11 protein-coding genes and 1 pseudogene are annotated in these 14,933 nt (G+C 70.2%); 8 read left to right on the top strand and 4 right to left on the bottom strand.

The features are described 5' to 3' along the window. Nucleotides 1-28: 28 nt before the first annotated feature. The 6 genes from uvrB (at nucleotide 29) to ACGFYN_RS25295 (ending at nucleotide 7,871) form a co-directional block, all read left to right on the top strand. Nucleotides 29-2,167: an excinuclease ABC subunit UvrB gene (gene uvrB / locus ACGFYN_RS25320; RefSeq protein WP_393868131.1), complete on the top strand. Its 2,139-nt coding sequence runs from the start codon at nucleotides 29-31 to the stop codon at nucleotides 2,165-2,167. Nucleotides 2,168-2,327: 160 nt separating this feature from the next. Then, nucleotides 2,328-2,906 carry a TerD family protein gene (locus ACGFYN_RS25315; protein WP_393868130.1) on the top strand — a complete coding sequence of 193 codons (579 nt, stop codon included), beginning with the start codon at nucleotides 2,328-2,330 and terminating at the stop codon, nucleotides 2,904-2,906. 82 nt (nucleotides 2,907-2,988) lie between these two features. Further along, complete coding sequence (locus ACGFYN_RS25310) at nucleotides 2,989-4,992, top strand: TerD family protein (protein WP_393868129.1); 2,004 nt, start codon at nucleotides 2,989-2,991, stop codon at nucleotides 4,990-4,992. A 230-nt stretch (nucleotides 4,993-5,222) separates the two neighbouring features. Beyond that, the gene (locus ACGFYN_RS25305) at nucleotides 5,223-6,224 is read left to right on the top strand and encodes a TerC/Alx family metal homeostasis membrane protein (RefSeq protein WP_393868128.1); all 1,002 of its coding nucleotides are present in this window, start codon (nucleotides 5,223-5,225) and stop codon (nucleotides 6,222-6,224) included. A 125-nt stretch (nucleotides 6,225-6,349) separates the two neighbouring features. After that, nucleotides 6,350-6,664, top strand: a complete 315-nt coding sequence (locus ACGFYN_RS25300; protein ID WP_393868127.1) for a hypothetical protein — start codon at nucleotides 6,350-6,352, stop codon at nucleotides 6,662-6,664. A gap of 106 nt (nucleotides 6,665-6,770) precedes the next feature. Beyond that, nucleotides 6,771-7,871, top strand: a complete 1,101-nt coding sequence (locus tag ACGFYN_RS25295) for a calcium:proton antiporter (protein ID WP_393868126.1) — start codon at nucleotides 6,771-6,773, stop codon at nucleotides 7,869-7,871. A 9-nt stretch (nucleotides 7,872-7,880) separates the two neighbouring features. On the opposite strand, the pseudogene ACGFYN_RS25290 reads toward ACGFYN_RS25295, so the two are convergent. After that, a pseudogene (locus ACGFYN_RS25290) lies at nucleotides 7,881-8,249 on the bottom strand (MFS transporter); the annotation flags it as partial. A 3-nt stretch (nucleotides 8,250-8,252) separates the two neighbouring features. Then, nucleotides 8,253-9,299, bottom strand: coding sequence for a S66 peptidase family protein (locus tag ACGFYN_RS25285; protein WP_393868125.1), 1,047 nt, complete (start codon nucleotides 9,297-9,299; stop codon nucleotides 8,253-8,255). Nucleotides 9,300-9,401: 102 nt separating this feature from the next. Between ACGFYN_RS25285 and aroQ the strand changes: the two genes are divergently transcribed. Then, entirely contained in the window at nucleotides 9,402-9,875 is a 474-nt protein-coding gene (aroQ, locus tag ACGFYN_RS25280; protein WP_393868124.1) for a type II 3-dehydroquinate dehydratase, read from the top strand. Nucleotides 9,876-10,152: 277 nt separating this feature from the next. Here the strand turns inward: aroQ and ACGFYN_RS25275 are convergent, their stop codons facing one another. After that, nucleotides 10,153-10,809, bottom strand: a complete 657-nt coding sequence (locus tag ACGFYN_RS25275) for an MBL fold metallo-hydrolase (RefSeq protein ID WP_393868123.1) — start codon at nucleotides 10,807-10,809, stop codon at nucleotides 10,153-10,155. 56 nt (nucleotides 10,810-10,865) lie between these two features. Then, complete coding sequence (locus tag ACGFYN_RS25270; protein WP_393868122.1) at nucleotides 10,866-11,552, bottom strand: maleylpyruvate isomerase family mycothiol-dependent enzyme; 687 nt, start codon at nucleotides 11,550-11,552, stop codon at nucleotides 10,866-10,868. Between the two features lie 223 nt (nucleotides 11,553-11,775). Here ACGFYN_RS25270 and uvrA point away from each other — a divergent pair, with 223 nt between their 5' ends. Then, entirely contained in the window at nucleotides 11,776-14,805 is a 3,030-nt protein-coding gene (uvrA, locus tag ACGFYN_RS25265) for an excinuclease ABC subunit UvrA (protein ID WP_393868121.1), read from the top strand. Nucleotides 14,806-14,933 lie beyond the last annotated feature (128 nt).

The following is a 14,933-nucleotide window of genomic DNA, read 5'->3' as shown; positions in this document are numbered from 1 at the left end:
GTCAGTGCCGGGTCGTACGGTTGACTCCATGCGGCCCGTTTCCAACATCGAACGCACGGTGGCGCCCTTCGAGGTCGTCAGCCCCTACCAGCCCAGCGGCGACCAGCCACAGGCCATCGCCGACCTCGCCCGGCGCATCCAGGCAGGCGAGAAGGACGTGGTCCTGCTCGGCGCGACCGGCACCGGCAAGTCCGCCACCACCGCGTGGATGATCGAGAAGCTCCAGCGCCCCACACTCGTGATGGCGCCGAACAAGACCCTGGCCGCCCAGCTGGCGAACGAGTTCCGCGAGCTCCTGCCCAACAACGCGGTCGAGTACTTCGTCTCGTACTACGACTACTACCAGCCCGAGGCCTACGTCCCGCAGTCGGACACCTACATCGAGAAGGACTCCTCGATCAACGAGGAGGTCGAGCGGCTGCGCCACTCCGCGACCAACTCGCTGCTCACCCGCCGTGACGTCGTCGTGGTCGCCTCGGTGTCCTGCATCTACGGCCTCGGTACACCCCAGGAGTACGTGGACCGCATGGTCCCCCTCAAGGTCGGCGACGAGGTCGACCGGGACCAGCTGCTGCGCCGCTTCGTCGACATCCAGTACACGCGCAACGACCTGGCTTTCACCCGGGGCACCTTCCGCGTCCGCGGCGACACCATCGAGATCTTCCCGGTCTACGAGGAGCTGGCCGTCCGCATCGAGATGTTCGGCGACGAGATCGAGGCCCTGTCCACGCTGCACCCGCTCACCGGCGAGATCATCAGCGACGACGAGCACCTGTACGTGTTCCCGGCCTCCCACTACGTCGCGGGCCCGGAGCGCATGGAGCGGGCCGTCAACGACATCGAGAAGGAGCTCGGCGAGCGCCTGGCCGAGCTGGAGAAGCAGGGCAAGCTGCTGGAGGCCCAGCGGCTGCGCATGCGCACCACGTACGACCTCGAGATGCTCCGCCAGATCGGCTCCTGCTCCGGCGTGGAGAACTACTCGATGCACTTCGACGGCCGCCTGCCCGGCTCCCCGCCGAACACCCTGCTCGACTACTTCCCGGACGACTTCCTGCTCGTCATCGACGAGTCGCACGTCACCGTGCCGCAGATCGGCGCCATGTACGAGGGCGACGCCTCCCGCAAGCGCACCCTCGTCGACCACGGCTTCCGGCTGCCCTCCGCCCTCGACAACCGCCCGCTGAAGTGGGAGGAGTTCCAGGGGCGCATCGGGCAGACGGTCTATCTGTCGGCGACCCCGGGCAAGTACGAGCTCTCGCGCGGGGACGGCGTCGTCGAGCAGATCATCCGCCCCACCGGCCTCGTCGACCCGGAGGTCGTCGTCAAGCCCACCGAGGGCCAGATCGACGACCTGGTGCACGAGATCCGCACGCGCACCGAGAAGGACGAGCGCGTCCTGGTCACCACCCTCACCAAGAAGATGGCCGAGGACCTCACCGACTACTTCCTGGAGCTCGGCATCCAGGTGCGCTATCTGCACAGCGACGTCGACACCCTGCGCCGCGTCGAGCTGCTGCGGGAGCTGCGCTCGGGCGAGTTCGACGTACTGGTCGGCATCAACCTGCTGCGTGAGGGCCTCGACCTGCCCGAGGTGTCGCTCGTGGCGATCCTGGACGCCGACAAGGAGGGCTTCCTGCGCTCCGGCACGTCCCTGATCCAGACCATCGGCCGCGCGGCGCGCAACGTCTCCGGCCAGGTCCACATGTACGCCGACAAGATGACCCCGGCGATGGAGAAGGCCATCGACGAGACCAACCGCCGCCGGGAGAAGCAGGTCGCCTACAACACGGAGCGGGGCATCGATCCCCAGCCGCTCCGCAAGAAGATCAACGACATCGTCGCGCAGATCGCCCGCGAGGACGTCGACACCGAGCAGCTGCTCGGCTCCGGCTACCGCCAGTCGAAGGACGGCAAGGCCGCCAAGGCGCCCGTGCCCGCCCTCGGCAACAAGGCGGCCGGCGGTGCCAGGACCGCCAAGGGCAAGGCCAAGGAGACGGTGCCGACCGACCGGCCCGCGGCCGAACTCGCCGGTCAGATCGAGGAGATGACGGCGCGGATGCGTGCCGCCGCCGGCGACCTCCAGTTCGAGATCGCGGCCCGGCTGCGTGACGAGATCTCCGAGATGAAGAAGGAACTGCGCCAGATGCGGGAGGCGGGCCTGGCCTGACCGGGCGCCACCAGCTGCCGTACCCCGGCCCGTGCGCGCTGTGTTGCAAGACCGACACAAAGCACGGGTCGGGGTTCGTCGCTGTCGGTGGCCCTGCGTAGGGTTCTCGACAACCGCGATATCGCGGCAACAGGGGACAGCTCGAGAGGGGAATCAGCGCGTGACCGTCAACATGACAAAGGGTCAGGCCATCAGTCTGCAGAAGAACGACGGGGGCAGCCTGACCGCGGTGCGCATGGGTCTCGGCTGGCAGGCGGCTCCCCGGCGCGGCCTGTTCGGCTCGCGCACCCGGGAGATCGACCTGGACGCCTCCGCCGTGCTGTTCGCGGACAAGCAGCCGGTCGACGTCGTCTTCTTCCGCCACCTGGTGAGCGACGACGGCTCCGTGCGCCACACCGGTGACAACCTCGTCGGCGGTGCCGGCCAGGGCGGCGACGACGAGGCGATCCTCGTCGATCTCGCGCGCATCCCGGTCCACATCGACCAGATCGTCTTCACCGTGAACTCCTTCACGGGCCAGACGTTCCAGGAGGTGCAGAACGCGTTCTGCCGCCTGGTGGACGAGACCAACGGCCAGGAGCTGGCCCGCTACACGCTGGCGGGCGGCGGCGCCTACACCGCCCAGATCATGGCCAAGGTGCACCGCTCGGGCCCCGGTTGGACGATGACGGCCCTCGGTACGCCGGCCAACGGCCGCACCTTCCAGGACCTGATGCCGTCGATCCTGCCGCACCTGTAGTCCGAACGGGCCGGGGCCCCTCCGTGGGGCGGGCCCCGGCGCACACCACACCACACATCAGCGACACAGGGGGACGAGGGCGATGACGGCCGAGCTGGTGCGAGGACAGAATCACCCGCTCTCCCAGGCCCGTCTCGAGATCCGGGTCTCGGCCGGCACACCGATCGTGGCCTCGGCCACGCTCAGCGACGCGGACGGCAGGGCCCGCGGCGTCGAATGGGTGGCCCACCCGGGCGCGCCCACCCTGCCGGGGCTCGAGGTCTCCAAGCAGGCGGCCGCCGACCACCGGCTCGCGGTGGACCTGGACGCCATGCCGGAGGCCGTGCACAGCGTCAACGTGCTGCTCGCCCTGCCCACAGGCGCCGGCGGCCCGGTCCGCTTCGGCGCGGTCGCCGCCCCCTTCATCGCGGTCACCGGCCTCGACGGCGCCGAGGTCGCCAGCTACACGATCACCGGTCTGGACGCCGAGTCGGCCGTCGTCGCCCTGGAGCTCTACCGCCGCCAGGGCGCCTGGAAGGTCCGCGCCGTGGGCCAGGGATACGCCGGCGGCCTTGCCGAACTCCTCACTGACCAGGGCCTGTCCGAGGCCCCCCAGCTCGCGGGCACCATCAACGAAGCCGTGGCCCAGGGCCTGGCGCGGTCGGTGCACGCGCCTCCGCAGCGGACGGCGGACGGCGACCGCGCACGCCAGACCGCCGCACCGGCGCTCGGCCCCGACCAGGGCGGCCCCACGCGCCAGGGCACCCCCGGACCGGCGGGCCCGCAGTCCTCGTCCCCTTACGGGCCGCAGGGCACCCAGCCGGGACATCCCACCGAACCGGTCGACCCCTCCGCGGTCACCCAGCCGGCCACGCCCACCGCGGGCGGCCCGGTCGACTACAGCCACCCGGGCCGGCAGACCTCCGCTCCGCCTCCGCCCCCGCCGACCGCGCCCCCGGCCCAACCGGGGCAGCCCGCGCAGCCCGTCGCGGGCGACGCGACCGGCTGGTCCATGGACGAGCGGCTCTACAACCAGGTCTGGGGCATGTTCGAGGACCTGGCCCGCGCCACGTCCGCGTACCGCAGCGCCGTCGACTTCGCCGAGTCGCGCATGGAGAAGGAGCTGGACCGGGTCCTCTCCGACCCGCGCAGCAGGATCGGCGGGCAGGGCGACGCCGCGCGCGAGGCGGCCCGCGCCAAGCACACGCAGCTGGTCGACCAGGCCAGGGCGGCGCTCGACCGGGACCTCACCCAGCTCGGCGCCGAGTCGGACGTCGTCGAGCCCGCACTGCCGCCCGCCTACGCACGCTGGGACAACCCCGTCTGGCACGGCTACCGGGTGCCGATGGAGATCCCCATGGCCCTGCGACTGGGCGATCTCCGGCTGCCCGAGAGCGAGTTGCTGCGCATCCCGATGCTGGTCCGCCTGCCGCTGGAGCGCGGTCTGTGGATCGACAGCGGCCGCACCGCCTATCTCGACGACGACGTCGCGGACACCCACGCGCTGCGGCACCTCGCGATGGAGACCGCCGTGGCGCTGGCGGCCCGGCTGCTCGCGGTCTATCCGGCGGGCGAGTTCGCCGTGCACGTCGTCGACCCGGCCGGCTCCGGGGCCCAGGCGCTCGTGCCGCTGGTGCAGACCGGCGTGCTCGCGGCGCCGCCCGCCCTCGGCGCGGCAGGGGTGACGGACGTCCTGACCCGGCTCACCCAGCGGGTCGACCTGGTGCAGATGGCGGTGCGCGGCGGCGCGGCCGACTCGCTGCCGCCCGGCCTCGACACCGCCGAGCAGCTCCTGATCGTCAACGACTTCCCGCACGGCTTCGACGACCGTGCCGTGACCCAGCTGCGCTACCTCGCGGACGAGGGCCCGGCCGTGGGCGTCCATCTGATGATGGTCGCGGACCGCGAGGAGGCCGCCGGTTACGGGCCTTTGCTCGATCCGCTGTGGCGTTCGCTGCTGCGACTCACCCCGGTGCCCGACGATCACCTGGCCGACCCGTGGGTCGGCCACGCCTGGACGTACGAGCCGCCGCTCGTGCCGCCCGGCAGCCAGGTGCTCCAGCAGGTGCTCACCCAGGTTGCGGCCGCCCGAACCAAGTACACGTAAAGAGCTCTGACCAGGCTATTTGGGTTTTCTTTTGCCAATCGCTTTACCTTTTCTTGGCGATTGGGGTACTGTTTTCCTCACGGAGGGGAGTACTCCCTGTCTGCTGCGGCGCACCCGTCAGTACGGATCAACCAGATCCCGGGGCGTCGGCCCAGGGCCCGTGCCTGGGTGGAAGAGACCTCCGGTAGCGACGACGCTGACATTTGCCGTTACGTACTGCCGGAGGCGCAGTGGATGTTTCCGTGACCCTGTGGGTCCTTACCATCGTGGGCCTGGCGGCCCTGATCGCGGTCGACTTCTTCATCGGCCGCAAACCGCACGACGTGTCCATCAAGGAAGCCGGAATCTGGACCGTCGTCTGGATCGCCCTCGCCGGGCTCTTCGGCCTCGGCCTGCTCGTCTTCGGCGGCGGCGGGGCGGGCGGCGAGTTCTTCGCCGGCTTCATCACCGAGAAGTCGCTGAGCGTCGACAACCTCTTCGTCTTCGTCCTGATCATGGCGAAGTTCGCGGTTCCCTCGCAGTACCAGCAGCGGGTCCTGCTCGTGGGCGTCCTCATAGCCCTGGTCCTGCGGGCGATCTTCATCGCCGCGGGCGCCGCGATCCTCGCCAGCTTCTCGTGGGTGTTCTACCTCTTCGGCGCCTTCCTGATCTGGACCGCCTGGAAGCTCATCCAGGAGGCCCGGACCGACGAGGAGGACGAGGAGTTCGAGGAGAACAAGCTACTCAAGGCCGCGGAGCGCAGGTTCGGCGTGGCCGACCGGTATCACGGCACCAAGCTGTGGATCCAGGAGAACGGCAAGCCGGTCATGACCCCGATGCTGGTCGTGATGCTCGCGATCGGCACCACCGACGTGCTCTTCGCGCTGGACTCGATCCCGGCGATCTTCGGCCTGACCCAGGACCCGTACATCGTGTTCACCGCCAACGCCTTCGCGCTGATGGGTCTGCGGCAGTTGTACTTCCTCATCGGCGGCCTGCTGAAGAAGCTGGTCCACCTCAGCTACGGCCTGTCGGTCATCCTGGGCTTCATCGGCGTGAAGCTGGTGCTGCACGCGCTGCACGAGTCCGGGGTGCACGTACCGGAGATCTCCATACCGGTTTCCCTCGGCGTCATCTGCTCCGTCCTGATCGTCACCACGATCACCAGCCTGCGGGCGTCCAGGAAGCAGGCGGCGGACGAGGCGGCGCGGGCGGAGAGCGAAGGCGCTGCGAAGGACAGCATGAAGGCCTGACCGCGACAGGCGTAGAAACAACCACCACCGGGAGCGGTGCGCTCCGAATTGCCGCAGACCGCTCCCGGTGCTTCGTTGGGTGGATGGCGCTTCCGCTCCGGGAGTGCCCCGGCCGGGGAGGCACCGTGGACGCACCCATGAAGTTCGTGCAGATCGTGGACTTCGAGACCGACCGCATCGACGAGATGCGCGCCCTGTCCGAGGAGATGGACAAGAAGTTCGCCGGCCGCAGCGGCGGCCCGGCGCACCGCCTGGTCCTGCGGGACCGCAACACGCCGGGCCGCTTTCTTGTCGTGATCGAGTTCGACTCCTACGAGGAGGCCATGCGCAACAGCAACGACCCCGAGACGACGAAGATGGCCGAGCGCATGGCCGCGCTGTGCACCCGGCCGCCGTCCTTCACGGACTGCGACGTGCTCGAGATGACCGAGATCAAGTGAGGCTCATGGGCTCCGCACAACAGCCGAACATCCAGCCGTGCACGGTCGGGGTCCAGGCCCGGACGGCCGCAGTGCGGGGCCCGGGCGCCCCTGCGACGATCACTTCATGATCGCTCGGCTGAGGTCGCTCACGACACAGTGGACGTTCAGCGTTCCGGTGCTGGCGATCGTCCTGCTCGCCTTCACCTGGGGCCGCGATCTGCCCGGCGCCGTCGTCGCCGTGGTGACGGTCGTCCTCGCGGGCGCCGTGCTGGCCGCCGTGCACCACGCCGAGGTCGTCGCCCACCGGGTCGGGGAGCCCTTCGGCTCCCTCGTGCTGGCCGTCGCCGTCACGGTGATCGAGGTCGCCCTGATCGTCACGCTCATGGCCGACGGCGGTGACAAGAGCTCGACGCTGGCCCGGGATACGGTCTTCGCGGCGGTGATGATCACCTGCAACGGCATCGTCGGCATCTGCCTGCTCGTCGCTTCCCTGCGCCACGGCACGGCGGTCTTCAACCCCGAGGGCACCGGCGCCGCCCTCGCGACCGTCGCCACCCTGGCCACGCTCAGCCTGGTGCTGCCGACGTTCACCACCAGCAAGCCGGGCCCGGAGTTCTCGGGAGTGCAGCTCACCTTCGCCGCACTCTCCTCGCTGATCCTCTACGGCCTGTTCGTCGCGACCCAGACCGTGCGGCACCGCGACTACTTCCTGCCGATCACCCGGCAGGGTGAGGTGATCACGGCGGACGACCACGCCGACGTACCGACCGCCCGTACCGCCTTGATCAGCCTCGGCCTGCTCCTCATCGCGCTGATCGGCGTGGTCGGACTGGCGAAGGGCGTGTCGCCCACGATCGAGTCCGGGGTGGAGGCGGCCGGGCTGCACCACGCCGTCGTCGGCGTGGTCATCGCCCTCCTGGTGCTGCTCCCGGAGACCATCGCCGCCCTGCGCTCCGCCCGCCGCGACCGGGTGCAGACCAGCCTGAACCTCGCCCTCGGCTCGGCCATGGCGAGCATCGGCCTGACCATCCCGGCGGTCGCCCTGGCCTCGATCTGGCTCTCCGGCCCGCTCGTCCTCGGCCTCGGCTCCGTGCACATGGTGCTGCTCGCGCTGACCGTGGTGGTGGCCTCCCTGACCGTGGTGCCGGGCCGGGCGACGCCGCTCCAGGGCGGGGTCCATCTGGTGCTGTTCGCGGCCTATCTGGAGCTGGCGATCAATCCGTGACCACCCTGGTCACTCCATGACCGGCTCGGGGACGGCCGCCGGCACCGGCCGTGTCTCGGGCAGTAGGGCGAAGCAGCCGAGGCTCAGCAGCGCGATCCCCGTCAGATACGCGCCGACGCCCCACGGCACCCGGCCGCCGTGCCCGGCGAGCGCCGTGGCCGCGATCGGCGTGAGCGCGCCCCCGAGCACTCCGCCGAGGTTGTAGCCGACGGCGGCTCCCGTGCAGCGCACGCGCGGTTCGTAGAGCTCGGGCAGGTAGGCGGCGATCACCCCGAACATCGTGATGAACGCGAGCAGCGCGCCCAGGAAGCCGGTGAACATCGGCAGCGGCTCACCGGTCGCGAGGAGGGCGACCGTCGGGAACATCCACAGCACGGCGGGTCAGTACGTGACGGTGATGCGCCGGGCGGGGCCGTCGACGCGGACGAAGCCGCCGTAGGGGATGACGAGTTGCGGATCAGTGTGGCCGAGGTCGACGTCGAAGACGATCAGCGTCTCGGGGGCGTACGCCCGCATGGCGCGCAGGACGGCCTCGCGCTGGCCGGCCGCGTAACGGGCCGCTTCGTCAGGGCTGTTGGGGCGCAGGAGGGACCAGGTCCGGGCGCGTCCCATCAGCAGTGCGGAGAAGCGCTGGAGCAGGCCGCGCTCGCCCATGTTGCGCAGCGTGCGGAAGACCTCGTCGGCGCTCGGCAGCTCCTCCGAGGTCTCGAGGAACAGCACGCCGCCGTCGTACTCGGCCTGGTCGTGCGAGATCCCCCGGTCGGCCATCAGCAGCCAGCCCAGGATCTCCTGGTTGCCGCCCCAACTGCGGCCCTCGACCGCCCGGTCGGGGTTCACCCAGGTCCAGCCGTCGCCCGGCCGTGAGGCCGGTTCCGCGTCGAAGGTCGCTGGGTCCGCCCAGTCGCCGTTGACGTCGTTCCAGCGCTCGGCGGGCCGCAGTTCGTACGGACCCGGGGTGAACAGCGCGGCCCGCAGGGAGTCGGCGGTCTGCGGGTGCATGGCACCGGGGCGGCCGAGCTCGCACATCACCGTCGCACCGTGGTAGCCGACGATCCCGGCGTTGCGCAGATACAGCAGCAGGTTGGTGTTGTCGCTCATCCCGAAGAACGGCTTCGGGTTCGCCCGGATCAACTCCCCATCCAGCAGTGGCAGGACGGTGATCTGGTCCTCGCCGCCGATCGACGCGAAGACGGCCTTGACGTCCGGGTCGGCGAACGCGGCGTGGATGTCGTCGGCCCGTTCCCGCGGTGTCGAGCCCATCCTGCGGGTCGCCGGATACTCCACCGGTTCGAGCCCGTACTCCTTGCGCAGCCGCTCCAGCCCGAGTTCGTACGGGCGCGGGAAGAGCCCCGGCAGGCCCGCGGAGGGCGAGATCACCGCCACCCGGTCTCCGGGCGAGGGTTTGAGAGGGTACGAGATCGTCGTCATGCCGGGAGGGTACGTGCCGTGGCGCCGCGCATGCACCGTGATAAACCGGGTCCGAACAGCGGTCCCCGACGGATCGCCGCAATCCACCGGACCGGAGGAACCGTGCCCCGCACCCTGGCCAACGCCCCGATCATGATTCTCAACGGGCCCAACCTGAACCTGCTCGGCCAGCGCCAGCCGGAGATCTACGGCAAGGACACCCTCGCCGACGTCGAGGCCCTGTGCGCCAAGGCGGCGGCCACGCACGGCGGCACGGTGGACTTCCGGCAGTCCAACCACGAGGGGCAGCTGGTCGACTGGATCCATGAGGCGCGGCTGAGCCACTGCGGGATCGTGATCAACCCCGGTGCCTACTCCCACACGTCGGTCGCGATCCTGGACGCGCTCAACACCTGTGACGGGATGCCGGTGTTGGAGGTGCACATCTCCAACATCCACCAGCGCGAGTCCTTCCGGCACCATTCGTACGTCTCGCTGCGCGCGGACGGCGTGATCGCCGGGTGCGGGGTGCAGGGGTACGTGTTCGGCGTGGAGCGCGTCGCCGCCGTGGTGGGGGCGGCACAGGCGGACGCGTAAGTCCTGTCGTCCTGGCGGGTGCCCCTTACGGCCCTCCTGCTGGTGAAACGCCGGGGCCGCCGGTCGAGGGCGGGGATTGAAAGACCGGCGGCCCATACCGCGCAGGAGCCGTCATCCTGTGCGGGGCTGCTTCCAGTGGACTGCACCACACGGCGCGCCGGGAGCGTGCACATGGCTCCGGCGTGTGCGAACGCTTCACACGGGGCGCGTGCGCTGTGTACGCACGCCCCCACCACCGGAGTTCACCGTCCGCGACAGGAGGAGCTCCCCCGGCCCATCACCACCCGCGCGCGTGCCACTCCGGCAGATGCGGCCGCTCCGTGCCCAGGCTCGTGTCGTTCCCGTGGCCCGGGTAGACCCAGGTCTCGTCGGGCAGCGCGCCGAAGATCTTCGTCTCCACGTCGTGGATGAGACTGGCGAACGCCTTCGGATCCTTACGGGTGTTGCCGACGCCGCCCGGGAAGAGGCAGTCTCCCGTGAACACATGGGGATGGCCGTGCGGGTCGTCGTAGACGAGGGCGATCGAGCCCGGCGTGTGCCCGACCAGATGGCGCGCGGTGAGCTCCACGCGCCCCACCCGGACGGTGTCGCCGTCGTCGACGAGGACGTCGGTCGGTACCGGGATGCCGGTGGCGTCCTCACGGCCGGCGAAGGTGCGGGCGCCGGTGGCCGAGACGACCTGGGCGAGCGCCTGCCAGTGGTCGCCGTGCTGGTGCGTGGTGACGACGGAGGCGATGCCGTCGTCGCCGATCATGCCGAGCAGTGTGTCCGCGTCGTTCGCCGCGTCGATCAGCAACTGCTCGTCGGTGGCCCGGCAGCGCAGCAGATAGGCGTTGTTGTCCATCGGGCCGACCGCGATCTTGGTGATCATCAGGTCCTTGAGCTCGTGCACGTCCGCCGGGCCGCCGACCGTCACCTGTCCGCTGTACGTCATGGCGGCCAGCCTATCGCCGGGGAGCGCGCCCGCGTCCCCGGCAGCGGGCCGCGCGGTCACAACGGGGGAAGCGCCGGGAGCGAGCCGTCCCGCACGGTGAGTCCGGAGCCGTCGCGGCGCCCGGCGAGCCAGCCGAGCAGCTCCGGCGCCGAACCCGTCACGGTGACCTCCGGCTCCGTCGCCTCGCGGCCCGTCCGCCACGCGTGCGTGCCGCCCGTCAGGCGCGTGGGAGGCACATCGGGATGACCCGAGAAGCGCCGCGCCAAGAAGTCGATCTCCCGCTCGGCGAACTCCGCCGGCACGTCCTCCAGCTCGTACCCGATCCCGAGGTCCACGTGGTGCAGCTCCACCTCGACCCAGCGCCGGAACGGCACGCTGGACGCCGAGTCGGTGACGCCGTTGCGCAGCTCCACCGTGCGCGACCAGTCCGCGGGCGCGGCTCCGGTCTCCTGGAAGCGCGCCCCGCTGTCGCGCACGTCCGTGAGCTGGACGTCGAGCGGGCGCCGGGCGTCCCGCTCGATCTCGGCGTCGCGCGCCTGACCGGAGGCGTACATGGGACGGCCCTCGAGGACGTTCACCAGAGCGTCCGCGTTGCGCGCGAGGTGGGCCAGGACATGCCCGCGGGTCCACCCCGGGAGCCGTGACGGCTCGGCCACCGCCGCGTTGTCCAGCTCGGCGGCTGCGGTGAGCAGCCGGTCGGTCGCTTCACGTACAGAGGCCAGGTCATGACCGTGATCAATCATGGTCATGACCCTAGTCCCGCCACACCTTTGGGTGAAGGTGGTGAAGCAGTGCCGTAAATCGAATACGCGTGCTATATGGTCGGAAGTGGCGTCGGGCATGCTGGAGAGCCGCGGATTGTTATGCATCCTGGAATCCGACCGGCGTTGTCAGTGGCTCCCCCTAGTCTGAAGAAGCACGGGGCCCTGCCCCTGTCACTTCTCTCAAGAAAGGTGCGGACCGGCTGTGGCCGACCGTCTCATCGTCCGTGGCGCGCGTGAGCACAACCTGAAGAACGTGTCGCTCGACCTGCCTCGTGACTCGCTCATCGTCTTCACGGGCCTGTCCGGGTCGGGCAAGTCCTCCCTGGCCTTCGACACGATCTTCGCCGAGGGCCAGCGGCGCTATGTGGAGTCGCTCTCCTCGTACGCCCGCCAGTTCCTCGGCCAGATGGACAAGCCGGACGTCGACTTCATCGAAGGTCTGTCCCCGGCCGTCTCCATCGACCAGAAGTCGACCTCGCGCAACCCGCGCTCGACGGTCGGCACCATCACCGAGGTCTACGACTACCTGCGTCTGCTCTTCGCGCGCATCGGCAAGCCGCACTGTCCCCAGTGCGGCCGCCCGATCTCGCGCCAGTCGCCGCAGGCCATCGTCGACCGGGTCCTGGAGCTCCCGGAGGGAAGCCGCTTCCTGGTGCTGTCGCCGCTGGTGCGCGAGCGCAAGGGCGAGTTCGTCGACCTCTTCTCCGATCTGCAGACCAAGGGCTACTCCCGCGCGCGGGTGGACGGCGAGACGATCCAGCTCTCCAGCCCGCCCACGCTGAAGAAGCAGGAGAAGCACACCATCGAGGTGGTCGTCGACCGCCTCACGGTGAAGGACTCCGCCAAGCGCCGCCTCACCGACTCCGTGGAGACCGCGCTCGGCCTGTCCGGCGGCATGGTCGTGCTCGACTTCGTCGACCTCCCCGAGGACGACCCCGAGCGTGAGCGCATGTTCTCGGAGCACCTGTACTGCCCGTACGACGACCTGTCCTTCGAGGAGCTGGAGCCCCGCTCCTTCTCCTTCAACTCGCCCTTTGGCGCCTGCCCCGACTGCACCGGCATCGGCACGCGCATGGAGGTCGACCCGGAGCTGATCGTCCCGGACGAGGACAAGTCCCTCGACGAGGGCGCCATCCACCCCTGGTCGCACGGGCACACCAAGGACTACTTCGGCCGTCTGATCGGCGCCCTCGCGGACGCGCTGGGATTCCGTACGGACATCCCCTTCGCGGGCCTGCCCCAGCGGGCGAAGAAGGCGCTCCTGCACGGCCACAAGACGCAGATCGAGGTCCGCTACCGCAACCGGTACGGGCGCGAGCGCGTGTACACGACGCCCTTCGAGGGTGCCGTTCCGTTCGTGAAGCGCCGGCACAGCGAGGCCGAGAGCGACGCCAGCCGCGAGCGCTTCGAGGGCTACATGCGCGAGGTGCCCTGTCCCACCTGTGAGGGCACGCGCCTGAAGCCGATCGTCCTCGCGGTCACGATCATGGGCAGGTCGATCGCCGAGGTCTCCGCGATGTCCATCAGCGACTGCGCGGACTTCCTGGGCGAGCTGAAGCTGAGCGCCCGCGACAAGAAGATCGCCGAGCGCGTGCTGAAGGAGGTCAACGAGCGGCTGCGGTTCCTGGTCGACGTCGGCCTGGACTACCTCTCGCTGAACCGCGCGGCGGGCACCCTCTCCGGCGGCGAGGCGCAGCGCATCCGCCTGGCCACCCAGATCGGCTCCGGCCTCGTCGGCGTTCTCTACGTCCTCGACGAGCCGTCGATCGGCCTGCACCAGCGCGACAACCACCGGCTGATCGAGACCCTGGTCCGGCTGCGCGACATGGGCAACACGCTCATCGTCGTCGAGCACGACGAGGACACCATCAAGGTCGCGGACTGGGTCGTCGACATCGGCCCCGGCGCCGGTGAGCACGGCGGCAAGGTCGTGCACAGCGGCTCCTTGAAGGAGCTGCTGGCCAACACCGAGTCGCAGACGGGCCAGTACCTGGCCGGCAAGAAGGCCATCCCGCTGCCCGACATCCGGCGCCCGCACGACCCGTCCCGGCTGCTCACGGTGCACGGCGCCCGCGAGAACAACCTCCAGGACATCGACGTCTCGTTCCCGCTGGGCGTGTTCACGGCGGTCACGGGCGTGTCCGGTTCGGGCAAGTCGACGCTGGTCAACGACATCCTCTACACGCACCTGGCGCGCGAGCTCAACGGCGCCCGCAGTGTCCCCGGGCGGCACACGCGCGTGGACGGCGACGACCTCGTCGACAAGGTCGTGCACGTCGACCAGTCGCCGATCGGCCGCACCCCGCGCTCCAACCCGGCGACGTACACCGGCGTCTTCGACCACATCCGCAAGCTGTTCGCGGAGACGACGGAGGCGAAGGTCCGCGGTTACCTGCCCGGCCGCTTCTCCTTCAACGTCAAGGGCGGCCGCTGCGAGAACTGCGCGGGCGACGGCACGATCAAGATCGAGATGAACTTCCTCCCGGACGTCTACGTCCCGTGCGAGGTCTGCCACGGCGCCCGGTACAACCGGGAGACCCTGGAGGTCCACTACAAGGGCAAGTCCATCTCCGAGGTCCTGAACATGCCGATCGAGGAGGCCATGGACTTCTTCGAGGCCGTCCCGGCGATCAACCGCCACCTCAAGACGCTCAACGACGTCGGCCTCGGCTACGTCAGGCTCGGCCAGGCCGCGACCACCCTGTCCGGCGGTGAGGCCCAGCGCGTGAAGCTCGCCAGCGAGCTGCAGAAGCGCTCCACCGGACGCACGGTCTACGTCCTGGACGAGCCGACCACCGGTCTGCACTTCGAGGACATCAGCAAGCTGCTGAAGGTGCTGTCCGGCCTGGTCGACAAGGGCAACACGGTCATCGTCATCGAGCACAACCTCGACGTGATCAAGACCGCCGACTGGGTCGTCGACATGGGTCCCGAGGGCGGCGCGGGCGGCGGACTCGTCGTCGCCGAGGGCACGCCCGAGGAGGTCGCCGGGGTCCCGACGAGCCACACCGGCAAGTTCCTGCGGGAGATCCTCAGCGCCGACCGCATCAGCGACGGGACCTCGGTGAAGGCTCCGCGCCGGGCGGCGGCCAAGAAGACGGTCGCGGCCAAGTCGGCGGCGAAGAAGACCGCGACGGCCAGGACCGCCGGCGGCGCAGCCACCAAGAAGGCGGCCGGGACCACGAAGAAGGCGGCTCTCGCGAAGAAGACGACGCGGGCACGCAAGGCCTGACCACCTCGGCACAGGGCGGGGGGGGGCGGGGGGGGGGGGCGGGGGGGCGCCCCCCCCCCCCCCCCGCGGCCCCCGCCGCGGGGGGGCCCCCCCCCCCACCCCCCCCCCCCCGGGGGGGGGCGGGGGGC

It is taken from the genome of Streptomyces sp. NPDC048419 (assembly GCF_043200415.1).
Lineage (GTDB): Bacteria > Actinomycetota > Actinomycetes > Streptomycetales > Streptomycetaceae > Streptomyces.
Note: the sequence above shows the minus strand (reverse complement) of the source record. Positions and strands in the feature narration are given on the sequence as shown.